The 24,293-nt window shown below is 65.5% G+C and carries 31 protein-coding genes; 16 read left to right on the top strand and 15 right to left on the bottom strand.

The window, feature by feature from the left end; translation table 11 throughout:
- Window positions 1-48: 48 nt before the first annotated feature.
- Complete coding sequence (locus N539_RS0103025) at window positions 49-495, bottom strand: nuclear transport factor 2 family protein (protein WP_028969068.1); 447 nt, start codon at window positions 493-495, stop codon at window positions 49-51.
- A gap of 103 nt (window positions 496-598) precedes the next feature.
- A complete protein-coding gene (locus tag N539_RS0103030; protein WP_028969069.1) occupies window positions 599-1,741 on the bottom strand; it encodes a GNAT family N-acetyltransferase in 1,143 nt (380 codons plus the stop codon).
- 101 nt (window positions 1,742-1,842) lie between these two features.
- On the opposite strand from N539_RS0103030, the gene N539_RS0103035 reads away from it, so the two are divergent.
- A complete protein-coding gene (locus N539_RS0103035) occupies window positions 1,843-2,952 on the top strand; it encodes a fatty acid desaturase family protein (protein ID WP_028969070.1) in 1,110 nt (369 codons plus the stop codon).
- Here N539_RS0103035 and N539_RS0103040 read toward each other — a convergent pair.
- Entirely contained in the window at window positions 2,945-3,943 is a 999-nt protein-coding gene (locus N539_RS0103040; protein ID WP_156029725.1) for a DUF4034 domain-containing protein, read from the bottom strand. The genes N539_RS0103035 and N539_RS0103040 overlap by 8 nt on opposite strands.
- 87 nt (window positions 3,944-4,030) lie before the next feature.
- Window positions 4,031-4,423, bottom strand: a complete 393-nt coding sequence (locus tag N539_RS0103045; RefSeq protein ID WP_028969072.1) for a cupin domain-containing protein — start codon at window positions 4,421-4,423, stop codon at window positions 4,031-4,033.
- Between the two features lie 168 nt (window positions 4,424-4,591).
- Here N539_RS0103045 and rplQ point away from each other — a divergent pair, with 168 nt between their 5' ends.
- Window positions 4,592-5,014 carry a 50S ribosomal protein L17 gene (rplQ, locus tag N539_RS0103050; protein WP_028969073.1) on the top strand — a complete coding sequence of 141 codons (423 nt, stop codon included), beginning with the start codon at window positions 4,592-4,594 and terminating at the stop codon, window positions 5,012-5,014.
- A 10-nt stretch (window positions 5,015-5,024) separates the two neighbouring features.
- Here the strand turns inward: rplQ and N539_RS0103055 are convergent, their stop codons facing one another.
- The 3 genes from N539_RS0103055 to N539_RS0103065 form a co-directional block, all read right to left on the bottom strand.
- The gene (locus N539_RS0103055) at window positions 5,025-6,350 is read right to left on the bottom strand and encodes a surface lipoprotein assembly modifier (protein ID WP_028969074.1); all 1,326 of its coding nucleotides are present in this window, start codon (window positions 6,348-6,350) and stop codon (window positions 5,025-5,027) included.
- A gap of 33 nt (window positions 6,351-6,383) precedes the next feature.
- Window positions 6,384-7,274, bottom strand: coding sequence for a transferrin-binding protein-like solute binding protein (locus N539_RS0103060; protein ID WP_028969075.1), 891 nt, complete (start codon window positions 7,272-7,274; stop codon window positions 6,384-6,386).
- Between the two features lie 166 nt (window positions 7,275-7,440).
- Window positions 7,441-8,259 carry a transferrin-binding protein-like solute binding protein gene (locus tag N539_RS0103065; RefSeq protein WP_028969076.1) on the bottom strand — a complete coding sequence of 273 codons (819 nt, stop codon included), beginning with the start codon at window positions 8,257-8,259 and terminating at the stop codon, window positions 7,441-7,443.
- A 222-nt stretch (window positions 8,260-8,481) separates the two neighbouring features.
- Between N539_RS0103065 and N539_RS0103070 the strand changes: the two genes are divergently transcribed.
- Window positions 8,482-8,673, top strand: coding sequence for a hypothetical protein (locus N539_RS0103070; protein WP_028969077.1), 192 nt, complete (start codon window positions 8,482-8,484; stop codon window positions 8,671-8,673).
- Window positions 8,674-8,798: 125 nt separating this feature from the next.
- Window positions 8,799-9,380: a hypothetical protein gene (locus tag N539_RS17580; protein WP_156029727.1), complete on the top strand. Its 582-nt coding sequence runs from the start codon at window positions 8,799-8,801 to the stop codon at window positions 9,378-9,380.
- A gap of 59 nt (window positions 9,381-9,439) precedes the next feature.
- On the opposite strand, the gene N539_RS0103080 is transcribed toward N539_RS17580, so the two are convergent.
- The 3 genes from N539_RS0103080 to N539_RS15150 are packed head-to-tail and all read right to left on the bottom strand — an operon-like array spanning window position 9,440 to window position 12,002.
- Window positions 9,440-9,937 (bottom strand): SRPBCC family protein, encoded by a 498-nt coding sequence (locus tag N539_RS0103080; protein ID WP_028969078.1) that lies wholly within the window; start codon window positions 9,935-9,937, stop codon window positions 9,440-9,442.
- Window positions 9,934-10,275 carry an ArsR/SmtB family transcription factor gene (locus N539_RS0103085; protein WP_028969079.1) on the bottom strand — a complete coding sequence of 114 codons (342 nt, stop codon included), beginning with the start codon at window positions 10,273-10,275 and terminating at the stop codon, window positions 9,934-9,936. The genes N539_RS0103080 and N539_RS0103085 overlap by 4 nt, the downstream gene beginning before the upstream one ends.
- A gap of 59 nt (window positions 10,276-10,334) precedes the next feature.
- Window positions 10,335-12,002, bottom strand: a complete 1,668-nt coding sequence (locus N539_RS15150) for a PQQ-dependent sugar dehydrogenase (protein ID WP_051531229.1) — start codon at window positions 12,000-12,002, stop codon at window positions 10,335-10,337.
- Between the two features lie 103 nt (window positions 12,003-12,105).
- Between N539_RS15150 and N539_RS0103095 the strand changes: the two genes are divergently transcribed.
- The 7 genes from N539_RS0103095 to N539_RS15160 all read left to right on the top strand — a co-directional run bounded on the left by N539_RS0103095 (window position 12,106) and on the right by N539_RS15160 (window position 17,251).
- The gene (locus N539_RS0103095; RefSeq protein ID WP_037551766.1) at window positions 12,106-12,573 is read left to right on the top strand and encodes an Lrp/AsnC family transcriptional regulator; all 468 of its coding nucleotides are present in this window, start codon (window positions 12,106-12,108) and stop codon (window positions 12,571-12,573) included.
- A 47-nt stretch (window positions 12,574-12,620) separates the two neighbouring features.
- Complete coding sequence (gene guaA, locus N539_RS0103100; protein WP_028969081.1) at window positions 12,621-14,180, top strand: glutamine-hydrolyzing GMP synthase; 1,560 nt, start codon at window positions 12,621-12,623, stop codon at window positions 14,178-14,180.
- 7 nt (window positions 14,181-14,187) lie between these two features.
- Window positions 14,188-14,568: a VOC family protein gene (locus N539_RS0103105; RefSeq protein ID WP_028969082.1), complete on the top strand. Its 381-nt coding sequence runs from the start codon at window positions 14,188-14,190 to the stop codon at window positions 14,566-14,568.
- 36 nt (window positions 14,569-14,604) lie between these two features.
- Window positions 14,605-15,192, top strand: coding sequence for a hypothetical protein (locus tag N539_RS0103110; protein WP_231462831.1), 588 nt, complete (start codon window positions 14,605-14,607; stop codon window positions 15,190-15,192).
- 90 nt (window positions 15,193-15,282) lie between these two features.
- Window positions 15,283-16,041: a LytTR family DNA-binding domain-containing protein gene (locus N539_RS0103115; protein WP_028969084.1), complete on the top strand. Its 759-nt coding sequence runs from the start codon at window positions 15,283-15,285 to the stop codon at window positions 16,039-16,041.
- Window positions 16,042-16,127: 86 nt separating this feature from the next.
- On the top strand, window positions 16,128-16,574 hold the full coding sequence (locus tag N539_RS17585) for a hypothetical protein (protein ID WP_156029728.1): 447 nt from the start codon (window positions 16,128-16,130) through the stop codon (window positions 16,572-16,574).
- Between the two features lie 122 nt (window positions 16,575-16,696).
- On the top strand, window positions 16,697-17,251 hold the full coding sequence (locus tag N539_RS15160) for a L,D-transpeptidase family protein (RefSeq protein ID WP_231462834.1): 555 nt from the start codon (window positions 16,697-16,699) through the stop codon (window positions 17,249-17,251).
- Here the strand turns inward: N539_RS15160 and N539_RS15165 are convergent.
- From N539_RS15165 to N539_RS0103145, 4 genes are all read right to left on the bottom strand, one after another.
- Window positions 17,238-18,284, bottom strand: coding sequence for a sensor histidine kinase (locus tag N539_RS15165; protein ID WP_051531234.1), 1,047 nt, complete (start codon window positions 18,282-18,284; stop codon window positions 17,238-17,240). The genes N539_RS15160 and N539_RS15165 overlap by 14 nt on opposite strands.
- A 2-nt stretch (window positions 18,285-18,286) precedes the next feature.
- Window positions 18,287-18,970, bottom strand: a complete 684-nt coding sequence (locus tag N539_RS0103135; protein WP_028969085.1) for a winged helix-turn-helix domain-containing protein — start codon at window positions 18,968-18,970, stop codon at window positions 18,287-18,289.
- Window positions 18,971-19,085: 115 nt separating this feature from the next.
- Window positions 19,086-19,331 carry a hypothetical protein gene (locus N539_RS0103140; RefSeq protein WP_028969086.1) on the bottom strand — a complete coding sequence of 82 codons (246 nt, stop codon included), beginning with the start codon at window positions 19,329-19,331 and terminating at the stop codon, window positions 19,086-19,088.
- Window positions 19,332-19,508: 177 nt separating this feature from the next.
- Window positions 19,509-19,697 carry a hypothetical protein gene (locus tag N539_RS0103145; RefSeq protein WP_028969087.1) on the bottom strand — a complete coding sequence of 63 codons (189 nt, stop codon included), beginning with the start codon at window positions 19,695-19,697 and terminating at the stop codon, window positions 19,509-19,511.
- Between the two features lie 146 nt (window positions 19,698-19,843).
- On the opposite strand from N539_RS0103145, the gene N539_RS0103150 reads away from it, so the two are divergent.
- Both N539_RS0103150 and N539_RS17590 read left to right on the top strand, forming a co-directional pair.
- Window positions 19,844-20,281, top strand: coding sequence for an RrF2 family transcriptional regulator (locus tag N539_RS0103150; RefSeq protein ID WP_028969088.1), 438 nt, complete (start codon window positions 19,844-19,846; stop codon window positions 20,279-20,281).
- A gap of 12 nt (window positions 20,282-20,293) precedes the next feature.
- On the top strand, window positions 20,294-20,725 hold the full coding sequence (locus tag N539_RS17590) for a hypothetical protein (protein ID WP_051531235.1): 432 nt from the start codon (window positions 20,294-20,296) through the stop codon (window positions 20,723-20,725).
- A gap of 30 nt (window positions 20,726-20,755) precedes the next feature.
- On the opposite strand, the gene N539_RS18705 is transcribed toward N539_RS17590, so the two are convergent.
- Complete coding sequence (locus tag N539_RS18705; protein ID WP_051531236.1) at window positions 20,756-21,052, bottom strand: hypothetical protein; 297 nt, start codon at window positions 21,050-21,052, stop codon at window positions 20,756-20,758.
- Window positions 21,053-21,195: 143 nt separating this feature from the next.
- Between N539_RS18705 and panB the strand changes: the two genes are divergently transcribed.
- The 3 genes from panB (at window position 21,196) to N539_RS0103175 (ending at window position 24,255) form a co-directional block, all read left to right on the top strand.
- Window positions 21,196-22,062 (top strand): 3-methyl-2-oxobutanoate hydroxymethyltransferase, encoded by an 867-nt coding sequence (gene panB / locus N539_RS0103165; RefSeq protein WP_028969089.1) that lies wholly within the window; start codon window positions 21,196-21,198, stop codon window positions 22,060-22,062.
- 149 nt (window positions 22,063-22,211) lie between these two features.
- Window positions 22,212-22,913 carry a tetratricopeptide repeat protein gene (locus tag N539_RS0103170; protein ID WP_028969090.1) on the top strand — a complete coding sequence of 234 codons (702 nt, stop codon included), beginning with the start codon at window positions 22,212-22,214 and terminating at the stop codon, window positions 22,911-22,913.
- A 7-nt stretch (window positions 22,914-22,920) separates the two neighbouring features.
- Window positions 22,921-24,255 carry an outer membrane protein assembly factor BamB family protein gene (locus N539_RS0103175; protein WP_028969091.1) on the top strand — a complete coding sequence of 445 codons (1,335 nt, stop codon included), beginning with the start codon at window positions 22,921-22,923 and terminating at the stop codon, window positions 24,253-24,255.
- The last annotated feature ends 38 nt before the right edge of the window (window positions 24,256-24,293 follow it).

Below are 24,293 nucleotides of genomic sequence, written 5' to 3' on the forward strand. Positions count from 1 at the left end.
GCTTGCGGGGAACTCCTGGGCCCCGGCCTTCGCCGGGGAACTGCGCGCCTAGGACTTGGGCGGCGGGACCGCGAGATGCTCGAACAACACATTGTCCCAGTGGCCGTTGCGGCGGCGATAGAGCGAGGTGACCCAGCCGACGTTCGGGATATGCTTGTCGCCGCAGACGAACTCCTGCTCAGCGCGGTAAACCACCATCCCGGCGTCGGCCCCGAGCTCGCGGAAGGTGAAATGGTCGAGCTTGTAGCTGGGCACCGTACAGCTGCGGCCCGCCACGCCGTTCAGCACGTAATTGCGGTCCTGAGGGCCGTCGGGCCCGTCGATCTCGACATGATCGGCGGATAGATGGCGCCGCCAGAAGGCGAGATCCTTGGTCTGCCACGCCGCCCAGCTCTGTTTTTCGCGCGCGATCAGCTGCGCTTCGAGCGCCTTCGGGCTGGCCAATGCCGGTGCCGTTGCAACCAATGCGATGCCGGCGATCAAGACGAGGCGCATGGGGCGACTCCCGCTGCTGAAGCCGCGGGCGTGCCATGCGGTGGCGCTGCTCCCAAACGTACTTCGACGAGCGTGTTGCGCGGTTCGACGGCAGAAGCCGCGGTCAAAGCGCCTTTTCGTAGATCCGGTAGCGGTGGTTGACCTCGGCACCGGGCAGCTGCGCGATCGACAGCATCCCCTTATTGTCCTCGAGGATCCAGCCGAACTCGCCGTGGGTCGCGCCGTATTTCGCGGTCGCGTCGCGGCGGGTGTATTCGATCATCATGAAAGCGAGCTGGCTCGCGAGGCGGCTGTGGTGGAGCTTCTTGGCGACGCCCATCAGCGGCACCCGCAGCCGGCGCGTGCGTGGCTTGCGCAGGCGCCACAGGAGCTTGATGAAGTTGAATGGGAACAGCTCGCCGTTGAGGTCGGCGGTGAGCTCGTTGATGTCGGGGATGGTCAGCATGAAGGCGACCGGCTCGCCGTCGATCTCGGCGATGCGCACCAGCTCCGCGAAGATGATCGGCTTCAGCTTCTTGCCCGCATAAGCGATCTCCGCGGCGGTCAGCGGGACATAGCCCCAATTGGTCGACCAGGCGTCGTTCAGCAGGTTGAGGATGACCCGCGCTTCTTCGTCGAACTTCGACTTGTCGACCATGCGGATGCGCAGGTGCGGGTTGCGCTCGCCCATCGCGATCAGGCGATCGATCTTGGGGTCTTCCCAATGGGTGATGTCCAGCTCGTAGGTGAGGAGGTCCTTGGCCTTGGCGTAGCCGGCGGCCTCGATCCACGGGCGATATTCGGGGCGGTGGTGGCCCATCATCGCGGTCGGCGGCTCGTCGAAGCCCTCGATCTCCAGGCCCGGCTCGTCCCAGATCGACAGGCTGATCGGCCCCAGCGCGCGGGTCATGCCCTGGGCGCGCAGCCACTCCTCGGCGGTGGCGATGAGCGCCTCGGCCGCCTCGCCGTCGAGCGCGTCGAAAAAGCCCCACTGGCCGATGCCCTGGCCCATATGCTCCTGGACGAGGTCGTCGACCTGCGCGCTGATACGGCCGACGACGCGGCCGCCGCGCTCCGCCAGCCACAGCTGGGCGCGGGCATGCTCAAACCACGGATTCTTGCCGGGGGTGATGAGGCCGTGGACTTCGTCCTTGAGCGGCGGGACCCAGGCGGGATCGCCCTTGTACGCCTCCCACGCGAAGTCGACGAAAGCCTTTTTGTCCTTTTTGGTCTCGACCGGGCGGACCGTTACGCTGACGCTGCTCATGAGCGCGGGGGCTAGCCGCTCGCGGCGTTCAGCGCCAGTGAACCCTTCAATCGCCACGATGAGGCCATTATCTCGGTGCACAAGCAAAGTCTCAGCAAGCGATGACGAACGACACGGCGACCCTCGAGCGCAACGCGACCAACGCTGCCCCGGCGGAGGGCGCGCTCGCGCGCGTCAAAGACGACGCCGCGATGCTCAAGGCGGCGGCGAAGCTGACCCGCGACCTCAACCAGCCCAGTTCGAAAATCTATTGGGCCGACATGCTCGGCTCGGCGCTGCTCGGCTACGCCGGGCTGTTCGCGGCGATGCTTGTTCGACCGACCTGGCTGGCGGTCGCGGCCGGCCTGGTCGCGGTGCTCGCGCTGTATCGCGCGGGCTCGTTCATCCATGAGCTGACGCACATCAAGAAGGGCGCGGTCAAAGGCTTTCGGCTGATCTGGAACCTGGCCGTCGGCGTGCCGCTCTTGGTGCCGAGCTTCATGTACGAAGGCGTCCACAACCAGCACCACGCCAAGCGCTATTACGGAACGATCGACGATCCCGAATATTTGCCGCTGGCGCTGATGCATCCGTGGAGCCTGCCGCTGTTCCTCATCGTCGCCGCGCTGGCACCGGTCGGCATGCTGATCCGCTTCGCGATCCTGGCCCCGCTGTCGCTGCTGGTCCCGAAGCTGCGGGCGGTCGTCGTCGGCCGGTATTCGGGCCTGCAGATCAATCCCAAGTTCGTGCGTCCCAAGGCCCAAGGCGACTTCGCGCGCGACTGGGCATGGCAGGAGGCGGCGTGCAGCGTATGGGCGATTGCGCTTCTGACGATGGTCGCGACCGGCGTCGTGCCGCTGCGCGACTTCCTGATCTTCCTGGGCGTCGCCTCGGGCGTGATGTTCTTGAACCAGGTCCGCACGCTCGTCGCGCATTTGTGGGAGAACGAGGGCGACCCGATGAGCGTGACGGCGCAGTTCCTCGACAGCGTCAACGTGCCGCCGCCGGGCAGCTTGCCGGCGCTGTGGGCGCCAGTTGGCCTGCGCTACCACGCGCTGCATCATTTGCTGCCGGGACTGCCCTATCACGCGCTGGGTGAAGCGCACCGCCGGCTGTGCAAGGAGCTTGAATCGGGCTCGGCCTATCACGCCTCGAGCCATCGCGGGCTTGCCCCGCTGGTCGCCCGGCTCGCGCGGAGCACGATGAGCAACCGCGCGCCCCGGATTAATTGAGACCGGCGAGCGCGCGGCACTGCTGCCACGCGCTCGTGTCGCCCGGCCAGGCCGCCGCTCCATCGTCGTCCTTGAGGGCCACGAAATACTTCCGCGCCTCGTCCTTGTCCGCGAACCGGCACGCCAGCTTGGCGAAGTTCGCATAGTTCCACGGATCCGGATATCGCTGCGCGACGTCGCCCATCGCGACCTTCATCGTCGGCCAGTCGATCGCTTCCAGCCAGCAGCCGCAGGACAGGGCGCTCGCGTGCCAGTAAAGGCGGGCGTAGGCGCCCGTTCCGTCAACCTCCCGCGTAAGTTCGACCGCGTAACGCGCCAGCGCGTCGACATCCGCCGCGCTGCCGAACCACTGCGGCTGATAGTAAGTGTAGGCGTTCCAGTAGATGCCGTAATAGGTCGGCTCCCTGGCCGTCGCCTCGTCGAGCAGCTTGCGGAACGCCTCGGGCTTGCGTCCCTCGGCGCGGTAGACGTCCTCCATCACCGCGTAATATTCGGGATCGGCCGATGCGACGTCCTTGTGCGCCCTCAGAACTGCGCCGGCCGCCTCGATGCTTTCGTGGAAGGGCTGCCACGCATCCTCGTCAACCTCCGACGCATAGCCGCCGCCGCGGAAACACCAGGCGCGCTGGACCAGCATGTTCGCGCGGATGATGTGCGGCGCGGGGCTTGCGGGACTCGCTTTGGCCCAGTCATCGATGAAGCTCTCGGCCGAGATCTGGCAATTGGCGGTCTCCCGCGTCGGCGGGGGAAAGGCCCGGCCCAGCCCGAGATAGAATTCTTGCAGCTTCCACGATCCGCTCGGCGTCCGCTCCTTGTGCGAGCGGTACTCCTTCTCGACCGCGCTGAGTCCCGCAAAGTCGCGTGCCTGCACCAGCAAGTGGACGTGCTCGAAGATCTGCTTGCGAACCTCGAGCTCGCCTGCCCAGGCCGGCGCAGGAACTTGCGCCGACAGCAATAATGCAATCGCGGAAAAGAGACGCAAACCCGCCATGACTCGCCCCCGGCTTCGATTCGGCAAGCTCGTGATAGTGGGGAGAAGGTTTCGAACTGGTTTTAAGCGCCGCTTCCACGCCTCGACCTATTTGGCCAGCATGACGCTCAGCTGCTTGTCGTCGGGCCCGGCAAGAATCGCGCAATAGAGCTGGCCCGATTTGGTCGACGACGCATTGCGGAAATAGTGAACGACCTCGCCGGCGCGTTCGAGCGTCGTATCGCCGACCGTGATCTTGCGCACCGGCTCGCGGCCGATGCTGGCGAGGAAGCTGCCCCTGGCGACGAAGCAGACGACGGGAACCGGGTGCATGTGCTCGGGCATTACCTGCCCTGGAAGGAAATCGACGCGCGTCGTTTCAACATGCGTGACGGATTTGGCGGGGGCGATCGGGAAGCTGCCGATCGGCGTGCGCACCGGGATTGGCGCCGCCGCCGCCGCACCGGCAGTCACGAACAGGACAATTGCAAGACGTCGCATGATGGCTCCCCCCAAACTTGACTTCGCGGGTCTTATCATGTTGAGGGCAGCGCGTCCGGCGGGCCGATGCGCTCGCCGTTGTCATTTGGGCTTTTGCGCAGCCGCCCGAAGAGCTGCGTGGCCGGGTCTACCTGATACGGGACCCCGACGAACGAAAGGAATGACCCCATGCGCCATCGTGTTGGCCATCGTAAGCTTCAGCGCACCTCGAGCCACCGGACGGCCCTGTTCCGCAACATGGCGGCCGCGCTGGTCAAGCATGAGCAGATCACGACCACGCTCGCCAAGGCGAAGGAGCTTCGCCCGTATGTCGAGAAGCTGGTGACCCTGGCCAAGAAGGGCGGCCTCAGCAATCGCCGGCTCGCCCAGTCCAGGCTGATGGACGAAGCTCAGCTCGCCAAGCTGTTCGACGTCATCGCGGTGCGCTACGCGGCCCGCAACGGAGGCTACACGCGCGTCGTCAAGGCGGGCATCCGCATGTCCGACGCGGCCCAGATCGCGATCATCGAGTTCGTCGACCGCGACGTCGCCGCCAAGGGCCAGGATTCGGGCCCGGTGATGAGCGACGAGGACCAGTTCGAAGCCGCCTGAGCGGCCTGAACTAAAAGCTCCGCGTGACGCCGAAATCGAGGCGAGTGCGGCGGTAATCGAACAGCGCGATGTTGGCGCGGCTGTCGCTGTGCGTGACGCGCATCAGCGGCGTGAAGCCGGCGACGGCGGCGCGATTGAAGATCGCGCCCGCGGTCAGGTCCCAACGATGATCCCGGCGCGTCTTTCCGAACAGGAACTGCGGCTCGATCCCGCGCGTGCGGGTGTAATCGGCCTCCCCGAACAGGGTTAGCGAGCGCGACTGGTGCGCAAGCAGAAGCCCGGCGCCTGCCTGGCGCAGGCTTTCGGGGTTCACGCGGGCATTGAGCGAGGCGTAGCGCAGGGTGACGCGCGCGGTGGTCGCGGCGCTCAGGGCTCTTGTCAGGTCGGCTCCGAGGGCGGTCCGCCAGCCGTCCTGTCCCGAATTCTTTGCCACGTCCTGGTGCAGGTGCGAGCCGGTGAGGCTGATCTGGGCCTTCGGCCCAAGCGGCGCGAGCAATTCGATCTGGCCGCCGATGCCGCTCGAGAAAAGGTCGCCGCCGAACCAACGCCGCTCATAGAGCGCGGCGGGACGGACCTGCACCTTGCCGAGAAGGAACTCCGGCCCGCTGTCGAGCGCAAGCTGGACGTCGTTGAAGCGCGGCTTGGTCGAAAGATCCGCGCGAAGCCCGGCATCGGACAGCAAGGTGATCCCGCCGATCCGGTCGCGCGAATAACCGCGCAGGCTGCCGGTGAAGCCAAGCGCGGGCTGGCGCCGCGCATCGGGGTCGAGCTCGAACGGCGCGATGATGGTGTCGATGAACAGGCTCGACGTCGATCGGTTGACGTTCGAATCCGGGCCCGCGGTCACTTCCACGGTGAGCCCGCGGCGTTTGGTCGTCCGCAGCGTGCTGGCGAAGCGGCGGACATTCTGCTCAACCTCCGGCGGCAAGCCCCAGGCTTCGGCCGCCGCGACTTGCTTTTTTGCTTCTTCGGTCTGGCCGAGCCGCGACAGGATCCGCGCGAGCTCGAGCCGGGCCGGGTTCGCGTTGGGCTGCTCGGCCAGAAGCTGGCGGAGGGCCTGAACCGCGCCCTTGAGGTCGCCGAGCTTTTCGCGGACGGCGGCGAGCCGAAACCTCGCCTCGGCGCGTAACTCCGGATGTGGATCCTGGGTGAGCGCCTCCAATAGTTGGGCGGCGCCCGCCAGATCCCCCTTTCCGGCAAGCTCGTCCGCCGCCGCGAACAGCTGAGCGGCGGTCAGCTGTTGGCAGTTCTGCTGTCCAGCGCAGGGATCGGGAGCGGCGGTCGAAGAAGGCGGGCCGGCCGCCAGCGACGCGGCGGCGCTCAACAGAGTCAACATGCCTGCCAGTCTAGCAGGGGGCGTCGAGCAGCGTCAGTTCTTCTTGCCGACGATTGCCCCGGCGCCGGCACCGATCTCTTGCGTGCCCAGCGTCCGCGTGAGGGTGAACGCGCCGCCGATTTCCTGCACCTGCGGCCCGAAGAAATTGCCGTTGGCGCTGAACAGGGTCTTGGTGCCGTCCGCCGCACGGCTGCGGCTGGTTGCGTTCCAGCTCGACGTGCTCGCGTCGATGAACCCGCCGCCGGTCAGCGTTCCGAACTGGATCGTCGACCCGTTAGTGAGGTTGGTCGCGACCGGCGTAACCGTCAGCCCCATTGTCGCGCTGCTGAAATCGGCGACGAGCCGGCCGTTGCCGGCCATGCTGTAGGTCTTGCCGCTCGGCGAGCCGGTTTGCTGCCAGGTCCCGTCGAGAATGAAATTGTAGTTGGCCGAGCCCGATCGCGGCACCGCCGACGCCGGGGTAATCGACCCGAACACGACGTAATTGTCGTTGAGCACGACTGGAGCCTGCGGGACCGGAGTCCACTTGCCGTAGGTGACGTAGGTGAGGGCGATGACCGGATTGGTCGCGCCTTGATTGAGGAGCTTCAGCGTCGCTCCCGTCGCGGTGTCACGATAGTAAGTGTAGGCCGCGCTCGACTTGGCCGCGACATACTCCGTGCGCGAGAAGCTGATGTTCTGCTGGCCGTCGTTGACGACGTAGGTGCCCGACGTCGCGTCGTAATGGACGGTGGTCGGGTACACGTTCGCCGAAACATTATTGCGCCCGTAAACCGTGGGGTTGCCAACCGACAGTATGCCCCATTTGGCCTGGTAATCGCCGGTTTTCAGGTTCGGCGTCGGATTGGGCGTGACCGCGAGTGCGGGCGCCGCGGCGAGGCCAACGGCGATCGAAACCAGCAAAGCATTGGCGCGAATAGACATGACGCGACTCCCTTCATGCCCGTCAAAACGGCCTTTGGGGCGCATGTAAGTATTCCCAACGCGCGAAATGGTTCATCGGCGTGCGGCGAGACGCGTTCGACGCGCGTCGAACTCAGACCTTGCGAGGGGGTGTTGGCAGGGGAAGCCGGCGCTCCCCCTGCGAAACTTACGGGTGGCCGACGATGGCGCCCTGGCCCTGACCGCCGTTGCCGGTGATCCGGAACAGCCCGCCGACTTCCTGGGCGGCCGGACCGTAGAAGCTGCCGTTGACGTCCATCCGGTAATGTTCCGGGTCGGCGGTGCCGGTGCCCGTGAACATGCCGCTGCGGTACGAGATGGAGCCGGTGCCGGTCATCGTCCCGAAGTTGATCGAGCCGCTGCCGACTTCCTTGGTGCCGGTCGCGGTTTGACTGTAGGTGATCGACGCCCCAGCGAAGTTCGCGGTCAGGTTGCCGGTTCCGCTGACGGCGTAGGCGCCGTCCTTGTTGACGAAGGTGCCGTCGACGACGGTGCCGTAGGATGCGCTGCCGGTGCGCGGGATGCTCGCGGTGGGCGTGCGCGAACCCCACACCAAATATGTGTCATTGACGCTGGTCGTGCCGCTGGCGGTCGCGGTCCGGCGCCATTGGCCGTAATCGACATAGCTGAGCGCGATCAGGGTGTTCGACGGGCTTAAGTTGAGGCGCCGGAAGCTGTTGGCCGCGGTGCCGTAGGTGCTGAAGTTGCCGGCCGACGAAACCAGGTTGGCGGGGCCAAAAGTCGCGGTCGTCGTCAGGCTTCCGGTGTCGCGCACGACATAAGTGCCCGCGGCCGAATCATAGACCACTTTGCTCGTCGCCCGCGCGTAATTGCCGTAACCCGACGCGCCGGTCGAGGTGGTCGAATATTGGACCGTCGACTGAAGCGCGGGAAGATTGACCGGCGCGGCCTCGGCCGATGCGCCAAGCAGGAGAGCGGCAGTCGCTGCAGGAATCATGATGCGCATGACTTGAAACCCCTTGGGAAGATGTCGCGGAAGTAAACCCCGGTTCCTACTTTCAGTCAATCAGTCGTGGCAAAAGGTAAAGAAAAACATTTGGTTACGACGATCGTAAGACCTGGCTCCGGCCGCTTGGCCGTCGGCTCGAACCAGCCTGAAGGGCGGCTGGAGTCGTGAAGCCTGTGGATAAGTGATAGACTGCGAGTCGCCACATCGGGGGTGGCGGGGATGCTTTACTATCGGCTGTACTTCATCGACCGCTTCAGCGGTCACATCGATCACTTCCGCGAATTCGAGGCCGCGGACGACGAGGCCGCGCTCGCGCTCGCCGAGCATTGGCGGAACGGCACCCCGATGGAATTGTGGAATCGCCATCGCAAGCTGAAGCGCTGGGATGAGATCGCGGTTACCCCGGACTGAGTGGCAGCGACCTTTGCTTAACCGCAGCAAACGCTCGGTTCACCGTTAGTGCATCGCCGAAACGTTAGGCCCGACATGGATCGTCGTGCGTTGTGTCGGCGAACCTGAAACGAGGGAGTTTGGCCATGAGGGCTATGACGAAAATCCTGGCGGGCGGCGTCGTAGCTGCCGCGCTGTTCAGTGCGGCCCCCGCGGCTGCGCAATATTATCCGGGCTATCCCGGCTACGGTTACGGCGGCAATCCGGTTGGCCAGGTGATCAACCAGGTGATGGGCGGCGGCTACGGCTACAACGGCTATGGCAACGGCCAGTACAGCCAAGTCGCGGTCAACCAGTGCGTCGCCGCGGTTCAGCAGCGGATGAGTGGCGGCTATGCGCCCTACAGCGGCTACGGCAGCGGCTATAGCTACTATCCCTACGAGAACAGCTATCCGGGCGGCCGCGTCCTCGGCATCAGCCGGGTCGAGCCGCGCTCGGGCGGCGGCGTGACGGTTCGCGGCGTCGCCAGCAGCGGCCGTTATGGCGTGGGCTATGGCGGGCAGCAGCAGCCGGACCTGACATTCAAGTGCAAGTCAGACTACCGCGGCTATGTCACCGACGTCGACATCAACCGTGCCCAGTCGAACTACGGCTCCAACTATCAGTCCTACCAACCCTACTCACAGTACGGGAACGATTATTCCCAGTACGGCTACCGCCGCTACTAAGCGTCGATCGGGACGGGTAAAAAGGGATGCGCCGGGGCCGCGAGGCTCCGGCGCATTTCTTATGCCGTCTGAGCAAGCTCGCGCGCGACTTCGGCCATCTGCTCGGCGCAGGTTGCCCAGCCGCTATCGAAGCCCATGGCCGCGTGGGCGTCGCGGTCCTTGGCGTTGGCGTGCATCACGGTCGCGGTATAGCGCGTCTTGCCGTCGCCCGCGTCCTCGAACGTGTGGATCGCCGTGAACGGAAAGCCGTTGCACCCGTCGTCGGCGAATTCGTTGGGGCGGTAACCGTCCTTCATCGTCGTCGACCAGACGATGCGTTCGCCCGGCGCCACCTCCAGCACGCATGCGGTACCGCTGAAGTCGAAGCCGTCGGGACCTGTCATCCGAGTATGGAATTTGCCGCCCGGCCGGAGCTCGATCTCGCATTCGGGCGTCTGGTAGGGCCGCGGCGCCCACCAGCGCTTGATATGCTCGGGGTCGGTCCACGCCCTCCACACCAGGTCGCGCGGCGCGTCGAGCGTTCGCTCGAGCTTCAGGTCGTATACGTCTTCGCTCACTTCGGATCCTCCTGTTGGATTTCGGCGACATGGGTTTCGAAACGATCGAGCCGCGCTTCCCAGGCTGACCGCTGCTCCGCAATCCAGAATTCGGCGGCCGACAGCGCGGGGGCTTCGAGCCGAACGGTGCGGACGCGGCCCTTCTTTTCGGAGCGCACGAGGCCGCCGTGCTCGAGCGCCTTCAAGTGCTGCATGATTGCTGGCAGGGACATCGGAAAAGGCGCCGCCAGCTCCGACACCGAGGCCGGGCCGCGGCTGAGGCGAGCGAGCATCCCGCGCCGGACCGGATCGGCGAGGGCCTGAAAGGCGCGGTCGAGCTGAAGCGAATCGTTAAGCATGTGCTTAAGTATCGCGACGGCGCGGGAGGCGCAAGACAGTTAAGCGATGACTTTAGTTTCTATTGGGGCCGCCGCGTCCAGGTCCAGCGGAAAGTCTCGGTCCACGGTGCGTTTGGCGTCGAGTTGAGCCGGATCGATTCGGTGTGAAGAACGGTCGAACGATCCGCCGACGGCTGGTCCATGATCCGTTCGGTCGCGGGCGCGCCTTCGTGGTCGCCGGGGAGATAGCCGATCCAGGCCTGCTCGGCGTCGCTCCACGTCAAAGTGTACCGCGGTTGGCCGGGCCAGTTGCTGTCGAACAGCAGCACGTCGAAGCCGGGGCTCTTGGCGTCCTTGTGAATATTGTGCTCGATGGTGCGCAGCCGGCCGTCGCGATTGCGGTAGAAGCGCACGGCGCAGCGAATGTAGGTCGATTTCAGCTCGGCCGTGCAGCCGATCGTGCTGGTTTCTCCGACGGGGGTGGCGCCCGGCTGGAAGGCTGCCGTGTACGTGCTTTGGGCAGTCCAGTTCCCGACGAGGTAGGCCATCGGCGCAAGCGGGCTGTCGGCGGCGATCGCCGAGCCGCCGGGCGCGAGCACCCGGAGCAACCGCCCGTGGTCCTCGTCGGTCAGGATATAGAGATTGCCGTCGGGTGCGACGCGGATGTCGCGAATGCGAGCCTTGAGCCCGGTCAGCCAACGGCCTTCCTCAGCCAGGAGGCCGGTCTTCTCCCCAATCCTGACCTGCGCCATCATGCGGAAGGCGAGCGAGCCGATCAGCAGGCGTCCCTCCCATTCGGGGTGGAGCGCGCCATGATAAATGGCGAGGCCCGACGGCGCGATCGACGGCGCCCAGAAGAAGCGCGGATCGGTCAACCCGTCGACATGCTGGCGATCGGTGATCAGCTCGCCGCTGTAATCGATGCCGAACGAAGCGCGCGGCCAGCCATAGTTGCGCCCGGCGACCAGCTCGTTGATTTCGTCGCCGCCGCGGGGCCCGTGCTCATGTTCCCAGATCGTGCCGGTGACGGGATCGCGGGTCAGGCCCTGGGGGTTGCGGTGACCGAGCGTCCATATCTCGGGCGCATAGCCGGCACGGCCGACGAACGGGTTGCCCGGCGGTACCCCGCCGTCGCGGGTCAGGCGCAGGATCTTGCCGAGATGGGTCGACGGGTCCTGCGCGCGGTCGCGATAGGCGAAGCCGTCGCCGACGGTTAGCAGCAGCGTCTTGTCGGGCAGGAACAGCAGCCGCCCGCCGGGATGCGAGCTGTCCTTCTTGGCGGTGTTGGTGCGGAAGATGACGCGGCCGTCCGCGAGCCGGTCGCGCTCGAGGCGCGCCTTCCAGATCGCGGTGCGATTCTCTCCCTGCGTCCCTTCCGCAAACGCGAGATAGATCATGTGGTTGGCGGCGAAGTCGGGGTCGAGCACGATGTCGAGGAGGCCGCTGTCCTCCTTGGCGAAGACGTTCGCCGGGCCGCCGGGCAGCGCCGGCGTCGCGCTCCCGTTGGGGGCGATGATCCGCACCCCGCCGTGCTTTTCACTAACCAGGAACGATCCATCGGGAAGGAACGCGAGCGACCAGGGGGCGGCGAGCAGCGGACCGACTTGCTCGACCTCATAGCGGTCGACCGGCGGGATCGGCACGCGATCGATCGCCACCGCCTGCTGCCGCGCCGTCAACTGCGCAAAAGCCGGGGAAATCGCCGAGCCGGCCAGCAACAAGCTGGCCCACACACTCCGGCTGTTCATCGAAATCCTCCTCGTTGGGGAGGCGAAACTTATTTGCGGTCGCCGGTGGATGCGGGCAAAAACCTCTGTCGAATGATGGATTTCGTCATTGTGGGGAAACGCCGTGGACGCGCTCGACCGTCGCATTTTGAGAGTGGTTCAGCAGGACTGCTCGATGAGCGCGGCGATGCTCGCGGATCGCTGCGGAACCACCGAATCGACCGTGCTGCGGCGAGTCAAAGCGCTGACGAAGGCGGGCATCCTGTCCCGCGCCGTCATGAAGGTCGCGGCCGAGAAGGTTGGCCGCGGACTGACGATCATCCTGTCGGTCAGGCTGGAGCGTGAGACGGCGTCGCAGGTGGAAGCGTTTCGGCGCAGCATTGCCGAGCATCCGGACGTGCTGAGCTGCTACTTCGTTACCGGCACCTGGGACTATCTCATCATCCTCAACGTCGGTGCGATGGGCGACTATGACCGCTTCTTGCGGGAGATGGTCGTTGGGCAGTCGGTCATGGTCGCGTCCGAAACGCATGTCGTGATCCAGGCCATCAAGGCCGACGGCCCGGTCGCGATCGACGAACCCGCGCCCTGACCTCCGCTTGGGTTTACAGGAGCGGCGCTCGCCACTAACCGCCCGCCATGACGGTCCAGCACCCAGAATCCATCCTCATCGTCGACTTCGGCAGCCAGGTGACGCAGCTGATCGCGCGTCGCGTCCGCGAGGCCGGCGTCTATTGCGAGATCGCCCCGTTCAACAGCGCCGACGAGGCATTCGAGCGCTTGCGGCCCAAGGGCATCATCCTGTCCGGCGGCCCCAATTCGGTGATGTGGGAGGACAGCCCGCGTGCGCCGCAGCATTTCTTCAGTCGTGGCCTGCCCGTGCTCGGCATCTGCTACGGCCAGCAGGCGATGGCCCAGCAATTGGGCGGCCGGGTCGCGCCGTCCGACAACCGCGAGTTTGGGCGCGCCTTCATCGAGATCATCGATGAGAGCGCGCTGTTCGACGGCCTGTGGAATATCGGCGAGATCCACCAGGTATGGATGAGCCACGGCGACCGCGTCGAGCAGCTGCCCGAGGGCTTCAAGATCGTCGCCCGGTCCGAGGGCGCGCCCTACGCGATCGCGACCGACGAGGACCGGCGCTTCTATTCGACCATGTTCCATCCCGAGGTCGTGCACACGCCCGACGGCGGCAAGCTGCTCGCCAATTTCGTCCGTCATGTGTGCGGCTGCACGGGCGACTGGACGATGGCGGGCTTCAAGGACGCCAAGATCGCCGACATCCGCGACCAGGTCGGTAGCGGTAAGGTCATCTGCGGCCTGTCGGGCGGGGTCGACAGCGCGGTCGCGGCGGTGCTGATCCACGAGGCGATCGGCGACCAGCTGACCTGCGTGTTCGTCGATCACGGGCTGATGCGGCAAAGCGAGGCGGAGCAGGTCGTGTCGCTGTTCCGCAACAGCTACAACATCCCGCTGGTCCACGTCGACGCCAGCAAGGACTTCCTTGGCGGTCTTGGGGGAGTCACCGATCCCGAGGCCAAGCGTAAGTTCATCGGCGCGGAGTTCATCAATGTGTTCGAAGCCGAGGCGAAGAAGATTGGCGGCGCGGACTTCCTGGCGCAAGGTACGCTTTACCCCGACGTGATCGAGAGCGTCAGCTTCACCGGCGGACCGTCGGTGACGATCAAGAGCCACCACAATGTCGGCGGCCTGCCCGAGCGGATGAACATGAAGCTGGTCGAGCCGCTGCGCGAGCTGTTCAAGGACGAGGTGCGCGAGCTCGGCCGCGAGCTCGGTCTGCGGGAAGCCTTCGTCGAACGTCATCCGTTCCCCGGGCCGGGCCTCGCGATCCGCATTCCCGGCGAGGTCACGCAAGAAAAGTGCGACATCCTGCGCAAGGCGGACGCCATCTACCTCGAGGAGATCCGCAACGCCGGGCTGTACGACGCCATCTGGCAGGCGTTCGCGGTGCTTCTGCCGGTGCGCACGGTCGGCGTGATGGGCGACTATCGGACCTACGATTCCGTCTGCGCGCTCCGCGCCGTGACCTCGGTCGACGGAATGACGGCGGACATTTATCCGTTCGACGCGGCGTTCCTGAGCCGCGTCGCGACGCGCATCGTCAACGAAGTGCAGGGCATCAACCGTGTCGTCTACGATTATACGTCCAAGCCGCCCGGCACGATCGAATGGGAGTGACCGCGACATGCACCGCTCGCGCATCAACGGCATATTGATCGATTGCAACGTCGACGACCTCCAGGCGGCGGCGCGGTTCTGGGCCGAGGCGCTCGGCCGCCCGGTCGACCCCGATCATCCGGGGACGCGCGGCAATTATGTAATGCTCGAGAACCGGCCGGATCAGATCAGCATCGAGATTCAGCGCGTCGAGCACGAGAGCCGTGTCCACATCGACATCGAGACCGACGACATTCCCGCGGAGGTTGCGCGGCTCGAGAAGCTCGGCGCCACGGTCGACCAGCGCCTCGAGCGCTGGATCGTCATGCGTGCGCCGAGCGGGCAGCGGTTCTGCGTCGTTCGGGTGCAGCGCGACGGCTTCGACAAAGACGCGAATAACTGGGGCTAGTTCGCACAGCGTCGCTGGGGGGCAATCGCGATGGGGATGTTCGATTATGTGATGGTGCTGGCCTCGGTCATCATCGGCCTTGGCGTCACGCATTTGCTGACCGGCGTCGCGAGCATCATTCAGCATCCCGACCGCGGCAAGATCTACTGGATCCACCTGTTATGGGTCGCCGCGACCTTCCTCCGCGCGATTTTTTGGTGGTGGTTCGAGTTCGCTTATTCGGGCGCGACCTGGACCTTCGGGCTGTACTTCTTCGTGCTCTGCTATGCGCTGCTGATCTATTTGTGGTGCGCGCTGCTGTTTCCCAGGGACCTCGCCGGCTATGACGGCTACCGGGATTATTTTTACTCGCGGCGGACCTGGTTCTTCGGGGTTGGCCTTGCCGCCGATCTCGCCGACGTCGCCGATACCCTGGCCAAGGGCCTGGGGCATTTCCTCGCCCTCGGCCCGATCTACCTGATCGGCCAGGCGGTCTTGATCAGCTTTTTCATCATCGCGCTGCGGACCCGCAACGAGCGCTTCCACGCCTGCTTCGCGATATTCGCCGTGGCCTGGCTGCTGATCTATCCGCTGACCAACTTCGACACGGTTCAACAAACCGCGATTGGCGTCGCCCATCAATAGCTTCGCAGGCCAAATCGCGCAAAAGGCTACGATTCAGCGATCTTAAGCCACTTCCGCCCTCCGCCTCCCTAGGTTAGTTTTGGGCTCACCATGTTGGCCCCTGTCCTGACCCGGCTAAGCGAGCCGATCGGCGATGCCTGGCGTCGTCCGCTGTCGATTCTCGAGACAGTCTATGTTGGCGTGGTGCTGTTCTTGGTCGGCACTGCTTACTGCCAGCTCTATTGCGCGCTGGCGATGCCGGCGATGGACGGCATGGCGATGCCGGTGACTTTGTCGATGTGGCGGTCGGCCGTCGAGACCGTCCCCGCGCTGATTGCATTCGAATTGTCCAAGCGCGCGCTGAGCCGTGGCACCGACGCGCGAGCGCTTGCGGAAGTCGCCGCGGTGCTCGCTCTTTCGGCAGTCGCGGCAGCAGCGCTGACCTATGCCTGTCACGGCTTTTTCTTCCATTCGGCGATGCCGCTGAGACCGGTGATCGCGGACCGCCTGCCGGGGATCACTTTGACCGCGATCGCGATCGCCTGGGCAAGCCGACAGGCGCGGACACGCGGGCTGGCGCAGGGTGCAGCGAACGGCGCGTTGCCGCCGTCCGACTATATCGATTGGGTGCGGGCGGCGGGAAATTATGTCGAAATCCGAGTCGGCGGCCGGAGCGTGCTTCGGCGCATGACCATGGCGCAGGCCGAACAGGCGCTCGCCGGCAAGGCGTTCGTGCGGGTTCACCGCTCGCTGCTGCTCAACCGCGCGCGGATCGCCGGCCTCGACCGCGACGAACGGCCGCGCCACGTTCGCCTGACCGATGGCAGCGTGGTCAAGGTCGGCGACGCGTACCGCGCCAATCTTCACTGAGGCTTTCATCCCTCGATCACATTCCATTGGCTCGAATCCGATCGGCTCGGTTCATTGGTCCGAGAAGCGTTGAAGGGGATGTGGAGATGATCGCAGTTCTGATCGCGATTGCGGCCTCCGACCCGACGGTGGTCGTCCATCAGTTGATCGATGGTTGGCGGGAGGCGGATTCAGCCAAAGCCACGGCGACCTGGGCACCGCAATTCCGGCTCTTCACGCTGCGCCAGGACGGCGATGGCAAGCGGCTCGAGGAGGACACGCCCAAACATCTTTCCAAGGCGATGGCAGGACTGAAGCCTGGTGACTGGGACATCCGTCTCGGCGAAGCCGTGCTTCAGCAGGACGGAACCGGAATCGCGACCCTGTGGGCGCCTTACACTTTCTATATGTCGGGCAAGAAGAGTCACTGCGGCATCGAGAATTTCACGCTCTACCGCCTCAATGACGGCTGGAAGATCGTCCAGTTTGCCGACACCCATTTGTGGAACGGAAGCGAGGCGCAATGCATCGACCGGCCTGCCGACCATCGTTAAATTTTACTTATTAACCAAGCAGTTAACGCCACATGAGATATTGACGAGGCTGCGGCTTTGCGCTGAGACGGTTCCCGCTTCACTCGGGGTTTGCACAAATGTCCAAATGGCGGGTTTCAATCTTGGCCGGTTTGGCGCTGCTCGCCGGTTGCTCGACGGCTCCGCAACGAGTGGCGGTGGCGCCGCCGCCGCCGCCGAAGGTCGCCAGGCCCGAGCTGCCCTATCGCTGGACGCAGGGCAACGCGCCCAAGGCCTGGGAAGAAGCGGTCGCGGTGTTCGGCCCGTTACGGCTTCGGCCCGGCCAATATCGCTGGGCGGCGACGATCCCGGAAACCGGCGATACCCATGTCGTGATCGATACCTTGACCCAGCTGCTCTACGTCTATCGCGACGACAAGCTGATCGGCGTGGCCACTATTTCCAGCGGCAAGAAGGGCCGCGAAACGCCGCTCGGCTTCTGGTCGGTAATGAACAAGCAAGTGAAGGGCTACAGCCGCAAATACGACAATGCGCCGATGCCTTTCATGCAAATGTACGATTCCAAGGGGATAGCCTTTCACGCCGGTCCGAACCCGGGCTATCCGGCGAGCCACGGCTGCGTCCGGCTCCCGTTGAAGTTCGCGGAGAAGCTCTACACCCTGACCAAGGTCGGCTCGAAAGTCGTCATTGAAGGCTAGGCGACGGTTCGTCGCGACGTAGCGGAAGGTCGATCGCGGTAATCAGTCCGGGGGCATTGTCCTCGAGCCGCAGCTGGCCGTCGTGGAGGTGCGCGATGGCTTCGGCGAGCGCGAGGCCGAGGCCGGCCCCTTCGTCGGAGCGACTCGAATCGAGCCGCCCGAACCGCTTGCGGGCTTCGCCGCGGCGATCGGTCGGAATGCCGGGACCGCGATCGCCGACCTCAATGCGAAGATGCTGGTCGACCGGACGAACGGCGACGCTGATCTCACCGCCGGCGGCGCCGTAGCGGATTGCATTTTCGATCAGGTTGCTGACGGCTTGCGACAGCAATTGGCGATGGCCGAACAGGGCGACCGGCTCGCCCGGCTTGTCATAGCGCAGGATTGCGCCCGCCTCCTCGGCCAGGGGCTCGTACATCTCGACCAGCTTGGCACCGAGCTCGCGCGCGTCGAACCAGGTGAACTGGTTGCGCCCGGTGAGCGCCTCGGACCGGCTGATCTCGAGCACGGTGCTCAAAATGCGCATGAGAATGTCCGACTGGCGGAGGACGCTCGTCAGCAGCTCGTCCTGCTCGGCAGGATCGCTCGACTCCGCCGCCGCCTGAGCCGCGGCGCGGAGCCGGCTGACGGGCGTGCGCAGGTCGTGAGCTACCGAATCGGTGAGGATCCTGAGCTCGCCCATGAGCTGGCTGATGCGATCGAGCATGGCGTTGATCTGCAACCCCAAGCGGTCGAATGCGTCGCCGCTGCCCGCCAGCGGGATGCGTTGGCTGAGATCGAGCGCCGTAATGCGGTCGGTGACCGCGACGATGCCCTTGATCCGATGACCGACATATTTGGCGACGATCCAGCCGCAGGCGAGGCCAAGCAACGCTGCCAGGACGGCCGCGACCGGAAGCGAATCCTCGAGCGCGTCGAGTAGCTGGGCATTGGTGCGCCAATGGATGAAGCCGACCACCGCGACGTTGGACAGGAGGGCGAGCAGGCCGGCGAGAAGCGCGACCCGCGCCGTGGTGGGCAGCGGCTTTTTCATCGTCAGGCGGCGAGCATATAGCCCGCGCCCCGCACGGTGTGCAGCAACGGCTTTTCGAACCCGTCTTCGAGCTTGCGGCGAAGGCGGCTCACGTGAACGTCGATGACGTTCGTGCCCGGATCGAAATGATAGTCCCAGACTTGCTCAAGCAGCATGGTGCGGGTGACGACGCGCCCTTCGTTGCGGGCGAAATATTCGAGCAGCAGATATTCGCGCGGCTTGAGGTCGAGCTTCCTGCCGCCGCGCTTGACGGTTCGCGACAGCGGATCGATTTCGAGATCGCCCACGGTCAGCCGATGATCGGCCGGGTTCAGGCGCGCTTCGCGCCGCCGCAGCAACGCATTCACCCGCGCCAGCAGCTCGGCGAACGAAAACGGTTTGACCAGATAGTCGTCGGAGCCTTGCTCGAGCCCCTCGATGCGGTCGCCGACCGAGGCCAAAGCGGACAGGATGAGCACCGGCGTTTCGATCCGCGCCGCGCGCAGCGCCTTGAGCACCGAGAGGCCGTCGAGGACGGGCAGCATACGGTCGAGGATGACAAGATCGAAAGTGCCGTCGGTGGCGCGGAACAGGCCGTCCTGGCCGTTGACCGCCTGCTCGACGCTATGGCCTTCCTGGGTCAGGCCCTTGGCAAGATAGGCGGCGGTCTCGCGATCGTCCTCAACCAGCAGGATTTTTCGGCCCATGGTCCCTCCGAGATATGGTTCCCCTATCAATTCCGGGCAGTTCGAAGAAGCGGCTTCCGTGCGGCGAGCGCTGGGGAGGGGAGTCGAGTCGCGCACCACACGGAAGCCTACTCGATCAGCCGCTGGTCTTAGCCGCTGGCTTCGCGGCGACCTTGGCCGACTTCTTCCTTGCGTGATGCCTTGCCTTGGCGTGGGCCTTCCGCTTGGTCGAGGTCGGAGTGACCTTGGTCGTGACCGTCGTCGTCGCCTTCGCGTTACCGGTCTTGGTCGTCATGGTCTTGGTGCTTGTGGCCGTGGGCGCGGCAAGTCCCGGCCCGGCGAGCAACCCGACCGCCGCAACCGAAGCGATAAGTGCTTTCATTTCTTCCTCCTGATTCTCCCGTCACAACGCGGGGTGGCGCGCATCTACGTGCACGGAACTCACGCGCCCGTGGCCGCAAGCTTAAATGGCGTTCATTCGGGCTTTGACCGACGGGTGTCCGCCCGGCACCACAGGGGGTGCGTACCGGGCGGACGGTCCGAGCGGCGAGGAATCCGCTCAGCTGGTCTTCTTCGCGGGCTTGGCGGCGAGCTTCGCCGACTTGGCCGCGGCCTTCTGCGAGGACTTGGCGGCCTTCATCTGGGCCTTGGTCTCGGTCTTGGCGGTCTTCGTGGCGGTCGTAACGGCGAGGGCCGGGGCGGCAACCATGGCGAGCGCTGCAAAGGTGGCGATCATCGTGCGATTCATGAGTCTAATCTCCGTTCGATTGGCTCGGATCGAGCCGGCGGCAGCCCACTACGATGATGCGCTTCTCATTCGCCTGTCGTCTCCATTAAGATGTGTTCATCGCTCCCTTTCCGAGCGCGCATCGGGGCGCTAGGCTGGGTTCGAGGATGATCGCCCAGAAGACCCGTTATGCGCTGCGTTCGCTGCTGTTCCTCGCCGAAGAGCAGGGCGGCGCTCCGGTCCAGTTGAGCCGGATCGCCGAGACTCAGCGCGTGCCCCCCAAATATCTCGAGCTGATCATGCTCGACCTGAAGAAAGCCGGGCTGGTCAAAAGCGCTCGCGGACCGAAAGGCGGGTACCAACTGTCCCGCCCCGCCGTCCAAATCTCATTCGGCGAAATCGTTCGCTCGATGGAGGGGCCGATCGCCCTGGTCTCGTGCGCCAGCGTCAACTTCTACGCGCCGTGCGGCGATTGCCATGACGAGGCGACGTGCGCGATCCGCCGCGCGTTCACCGTGCTTCGCGACCAGAGCACGGCCGTGCTCGATTCGATTTCGCTGGCGCAGGGCGCCGGTTGGGAAGAGCGCCTCGGCGGCGGCGAATAAGGGGAATGCGCCATGGATGAGCGATTCACGACGCGGCCGGTGGCGCGCTGGTTCACCCTTGCGGCCATCGGGTCGCTGCTGTTCATGCTGCTCGGTGGCGCGGTCTATGGGATGCACATCTATACCGATCCCTCCGCCCTTCCGCTCGACCAGCGCGCGATGTTCGAAGCGGAGCCGAAGTGGGTCACCTCGCTACTGGGCGTCGCGGCCCTCGTCGGCACGATCGGCGCCGTCATGCTTCTGCTGCGGCGCAAGACCGCGGTTCCGCTGCTCCTGGTGTCGCTCATCGTCGCCGTCGCCTGGGGCGTCGGCCTGTTCGCCGCGCCGCGCCTGAGGGAGCTGCTCAGCACGAGCGACATCGCCGCGGTGATCATCGCACTGGCGCTCACCTGGACGATTTACGGGTTCGCCCGCCATTCGCGGCAGCGCGGCTGGCTGCGTTAGGCAGGTCCTGGCACGCCGAACCGTGCCGGCCTAACGAGGCTTCTTCTTGCTTTTCTTGGGCGGCGTTTCCGTCGTCGCGGGGGCTGCCTGATCTGCGGTCGCGGAATTTGCGGACGGCGTCGCGGCGGTTGCCGGTTTCGCCGGCGTCGCTGCTGCCGCCGGGGTGGCCGCGGTGCCAGTCGAGGGATCGGCGGGCTTTGCCGGAGTGGCGGGATCGGCCGGAGTTGCGGGGGTGGCAGCCGGAGGCGCCGCCGCTGGCTCGGCAAGCGCCGCGCCGGCGCCAAATCCGAACACGGCCGCGCAGATCATTAGACTGGATGTGCTCATCGAAGGTCCTTTCCTGGCACCCAACTGGTTGGTGGCGTGCGGCCGATGATCCTCCGCCGGAGCGGTAAGTTCCGCCGTTGTCGACGGGCCGTGCCGCGGACAGGCTTTGCCGACCTGTCCCGCAGCGGCTAGAAGCCGCGGGCATGTCGACCTTCACCATCGATACGTCGACCAGCCGGGCGACGCCGTCGCCCGTGCCGGGCAAGCGGATGACCGCGCCCTCGATCCGCGCGCGCAAGATCGACGGCAAGACCGCCGAACCGATCGTGTTGCTGACCGCCTATACGATGCGGATGGCACAGTTGCTGGACGCGCATTGCGACATGCTGATCGTCGGCGACAGCCTCGGCCAGGTCATCTACGGCCTGCCGTCGACCATCCCGGTCACGGTCGAGATGATGTGTGCCCACGGCGCCGCGGTCGTTCGCGGCAGCTGGCACGCGCTGGTCGTCGTCGACATGCCTTTCGGCAGCTACGAAGGCTCGCCCGAGCAGGCCTTCGCGACCGCTTCGCGGATGATGAAGGAGACCGGCTGCGCGGCGATCAAGCTGGAGGGCGGCGAAGCGATCGCGCCGACCGTCGCCTTCCTCACTCAGCGGGGCATCCCGATCATGGGCCACGTCGGCCTGACGCCCCAGGCCGTGAATGTTCTCGGCGGCTATGGTGCCCGCGGACGTTCGTCCGAAGAAGCCGAGAAGATCCTTCGCGACGCGCGCGCGATCGATGAGGCGGGCGCATTCTCGATCGTTGTCGAAGGGGTGATCGAGGGTCTCGCGACGGAGGTCACGCGGGCGGTCGGCGCGCCGGTCATCGGCATCGGCGGTTCGGCGGAATGCGACGGACAGGTGCTCGTCACCGAAGACATGCTCGGCATGTTCGAACGCACGCCGCGGTTCGTGAAGCGCTACGACGATCTCGCTTCGCGGATCAGCGAGGCGGCCGCGGCCTACGCATCCGAGGTGCGCGACCGCAGCTTCCCGACGGCGGAGCAAACCTACCAACCCAAATGACCCACCCCTGGCCCTCCCCGGGAGGAGGGGGTTGGAGGAGGGGTTTTCGTTTGGCGGCGCAGCCGCTAGACGATGCGGCGCCCGGTTCCGTTCATCCTGCGTAAGGAAGCGTCCGGCATGAGTTTCCCCGGCAGAGCGGACTGAGGTTTTTGGCGCAACCCCCTGACACGATTAACGAGACATTCCTCCGCGAGGTCGATGAGAACCTGCGGCGCGATCAGCTGCGCGACTTCGCCATTCGGCATGGCCGCTGGCTGATCGGCGGGGTGATCCTGTTCCTCGCCGCAAGCGGCGGCTGGATCTACTGGCAGCAATATCAAGTCCAGCGCTCGGAAAGGCAGGTCGAGGAGCTGGCCCAGGTTTATACGGACATCGGCGCCAACAAGATCAGCACCGCGCCGCAAAGGCTCGATACTCTGTCCGAAAGCGGCAAGAAGGGGGTGCGGGCGTCGTCGCTGTTCGCCCGAGCCGCGCTCGCCCTCCAGCAGAACGATCACAAGCTGGCGATCGCGAAATTCAGCGAGATCGCCTCTGATAGCGGCTTTCCCCAAGCCTATCGCGACGCCGCCCTGATCCGTCAGACCGCGCTCGAGTTCGATACGATCAAGCCCGAGGACGTGATCGCCCGCCTCGCCCCCCTCGCGAAGCCGGGCAATCCGTGGTTCGCGAGTGCCGGCGAGATGACCGGCATGGCGCTGATCAAGCAGGGCAAGAAGCAAGAAGCCGGGCGGCTGTTCGCGGCGATCGCCAAGGACAAGACCGTCCCGGAAGGCAACCGCGCCCGTTCCGTCCAACTCGCCAGCAGCCTTGGCGTTGACGCCGGCACGTTGCCAACCGCAACGAATCCATAGGATCACGATGACTAATTCCAAGCAATTCCGGACCGCGATTTTGATTGCCGCGATGGTCGCGGCGAGCGGCTGCAGCGTACTCAAGCACAAAACCAAGAAGACCCCGGTCCTCGGTGAGCGCATTCCGGTCCTGACGACCGAGAGCGACGCGGCGCTGGATCCGGCGACCGCGGCGGCGCCGATGACCCTTCCGGCGGCGGTTACAAATACCGATTGGGCGCAATCGGGCGGCAACGCCTCCAAGTCGATGGGCCAGCTCGCGCTAGGCACCGCGCTCGCCAATGCGTTCACCGTCAATGGCGGCCGCGGCAGCAGCCTGACCGCCCGGCTTGCTTCCCCGCCGATCGTCGCCAACGGCCGCGTCTATACCATCGACACGCTCGGCGCGGTGCGCGCCTTCGACGCCCAGACCGGTGCGCTCTACTGGGCGAGCCAGACGCCCTACGATGAACGCAACAATACCCCGTCACTCTATGGCGGCGGGATCGCCTACGACAACGGCCGCATCTTCGCGACCAACGGTGTCGGCTGGGTCTCGGCACTGGCCGAGGGCAATGGCGGAATATTGTGGAAGGTTCGGCCCGGCGGGCCGCTGCGCGGATCGCCGAGCGTCGCCAGCGGCGCTCTTTATGTGATGAGCCAGGACAATCAGATCTATTCGCTCAATGAGGCGACCGGATCGACCAACTGGTCGCAGGCGGCCGCGCTCGAGATCGCCGGCGTGTTTGGCTCGGCGTCACCGGCGGTGGGTCAGGGGACCGTGGTCGCGGGCTTCTCCTCGGGCGAGCTCAACGCCTATCGCTACGAAAACGGGCGGCAGGTGTGGCAGGACACGCTGCAACGGACCAGCATCCGCACCAGCGTCTCGTCGCTGTCGGACATCGACGCCAACCCGGTCATCGACGGCGGGCAGGTGTTCGCCGTGGGGCAGGGCGGCCGCATGGTCGCGCTCGATATCACGAGCGGCCAGCGCCAGTGGGAATTGAACATTGCCGGAATCTCGACCCCGTGGGTAGCGAGCGACTGGGTGTTCGTGGTGACCGATGACGCCAAGCTCATCTGCCTGTCGCGCCTCAACGGCCACGTCCGCTGGATCAACCAGATGCCGCAGTTCCAGCATCCCAAGTCGAAGAAGGGCGAGATCGACTATACCGGGCCGATCCTGGCCGGCGGCCGGCTGATCGTCGCCGGCTCCAACGGCACCCTGATCAACGTGGATCCGGCGACCGGATCGTACCAGAGCCAGACCCGGGTCGGCGCCGGGATCAGCCAGCCGCCGGTTGTCGCCAACTCGACGCTCTACGTCCTCGACGACCAGGGGCGCTTGCACGCGTTCAGGTAGGCCGTTCCCGCGCCCGCCCGGCGCTGCTATCGGCCCCT

This window comes from Sphingomonas sp. URHD0057 (assembly GCF_000620665.1).
In the GTDB taxonomy this organism is placed as follows: domain Bacteria; phylum Pseudomonadota; class Alphaproteobacteria; order Sphingomonadales; family Sphingomonadaceae; genus Sphingomicrobium.

What these genes read in the sequence shown, in the direction of transcription:
- N539_RS0103025 (WP_028969068.1), bottom strand. Translation starts at nt 495, where the DNA reads ATGCGCCTCGTCTTGATCGCCGGCATCGCATTGGTTGCAACGGCACCG.
- N539_RS0103030 (WP_028969069.1), bottom strand. Translation starts at nt 1,741, where the DNA reads ATGAGCAGCGTCAGCGTAACGGTCCGCCCGGTCGAGACCAAAAAGGAC.
- N539_RS0103035 (WP_028969070.1), top strand. Translation starts at nt 1,843, where the DNA reads ATGACGAACGACACGGCGACCCTCGAGCGCAACGCGACCAACGCTGCC.
- N539_RS0103040 (WP_156029725.1), bottom strand. Translation starts at nt 3,943, where the DNA reads ATGGCGGGTTTGCGTCTCTTTTCCGCGATTGCATTATTGCTGTCGGCG.
- N539_RS0103045 (WP_028969072.1), bottom strand. Translation starts at nt 4,423, where the DNA reads ATGCGACGTCTTGCAATTGTCCTGTTCGTGACTGCCGGTGCGGCGGCG.
- rplQ (WP_028969073.1), top strand. Translation starts at nt 4,592, where the DNA reads ATGCGCCATCGTGTTGGCCATCGTAAGCTTCAGCGCACCTCGAGCCAC.
- N539_RS0103055 (WP_028969074.1), bottom strand. Translation starts at nt 6,350, where the DNA reads ATGTTGACTCTGTTGAGCGCCGCCGCGTCGCTGGCGGCCGGCCCGCCT.
- N539_RS0103060 (WP_028969075.1), bottom strand. Translation starts at nt 7,274, where the DNA reads ATGTCTATTCGCGCCAATGCTTTGCTGGTTTCGATCGCCGTTGGCCTC.
- N539_RS0103065 (WP_028969076.1), bottom strand. Translation starts at nt 8,259, where the DNA reads ATGCGCATCATGATTCCTGCAGCGACTGCCGCTCTCCTGCTTGGCGCA.
- N539_RS0103070 (WP_028969077.1), top strand. Translation starts at nt 8,482, where the DNA reads ATGCTTTACTATCGGCTGTACTTCATCGACCGCTTCAGCGGTCACATC.
- N539_RS17580 (WP_156029727.1), top strand. Translation starts at nt 8,799, where the DNA reads ATGAGGGCTATGACGAAAATCCTGGCGGGCGGCGTCGTAGCTGCCGCG.
- N539_RS0103085 (WP_028969079.1), bottom strand. Translation starts at nt 10,275, where the DNA reads ATGCTTAACGATTCGCTTCAGCTCGACCGCGCCTTTCAGGCCCTCGCC.
- N539_RS15150 (WP_051531229.1), bottom strand. Translation starts at nt 12,002, where the DNA reads ATGAACAGCCGGAGTGTGTGGGCCAGCTTGTTGCTGGCCGGCTCGGCG.
- guaA (WP_028969081.1), top strand. Translation starts at nt 12,621, where the DNA reads ATGACGGTCCAGCACCCAGAATCCATCCTCATCGTCGACTTCGGCAGC.
- N539_RS0103105 (WP_028969082.1), top strand. Translation starts at nt 14,188, where the DNA reads ATGCACCGCTCGCGCATCAACGGCATATTGATCGATTGCAACGTCGAC.
- N539_RS0103110 (WP_231462831.1), top strand. Translation starts at nt 14,605, where the DNA reads ATGTTCGATTATGTGATGGTGCTGGCCTCGGTCATCATCGGCCTTGGC.
- N539_RS0103115 (WP_028969084.1), top strand. Translation starts at nt 15,283, where the DNA reads ATGTTGGCCCCTGTCCTGACCCGGCTAAGCGAGCCGATCGGCGATGCC.
- N539_RS17585 (WP_156029728.1), top strand. Translation starts at nt 16,128, where the DNA reads ATGATCGCAGTTCTGATCGCGATTGCGGCCTCCGACCCGACGGTGGTC.
- N539_RS15165 (WP_051531234.1), bottom strand. Translation starts at nt 18,284, where the DNA reads ATGAAAAAGCCGCTGCCCACCACGGCGCGGGTCGCGCTTCTCGCCGGC.
- N539_RS0103135 (WP_028969085.1), bottom strand. Translation starts at nt 18,970, where the DNA reads ATGGGCCGAAAAATCCTGCTGGTTGAGGACGATCGCGAGACCGCCGCC.
- N539_RS0103140 (WP_028969086.1), bottom strand. Translation starts at nt 19,331, where the DNA reads ATGAAAGCACTTATCGCTTCGGTTGCGGCGGTCGGGTTGCTCGCCGGG.
- N539_RS0103145 (WP_028969087.1), bottom strand. Translation starts at nt 19,697, where the DNA reads ATGAATCGCACGATGATCGCCACCTTTGCAGCGCTCGCCATGGTTGCC.
- N539_RS0103150 (WP_028969088.1), top strand. Translation starts at nt 19,844, where the DNA reads ATGATCGCCCAGAAGACCCGTTATGCGCTGCGTTCGCTGCTGTTCCTC.
- N539_RS17590 (WP_051531235.1), top strand. Translation starts at nt 20,294, where the DNA reads ATGGATGAGCGATTCACGACGCGGCCGGTGGCGCGCTGGTTCACCCTT.
- N539_RS18705 (WP_051531236.1), bottom strand. Translation starts at nt 21,052, where the DNA reads ATGAGCACATCCAGTCTAATGATCTGCGCGGCCGTGTTCGGATTTGGC.
- panB (WP_028969089.1), top strand. Translation starts at nt 21,196, where the DNA reads ATGTCGACCTTCACCATCGATACGTCGACCAGCCGGGCGACGCCGTCG.
- N539_RS0103175 (WP_028969091.1), top strand. Translation starts at nt 22,921, where the DNA reads ATGACTAATTCCAAGCAATTCCGGACCGCGATTTTGATTGCCGCGATG.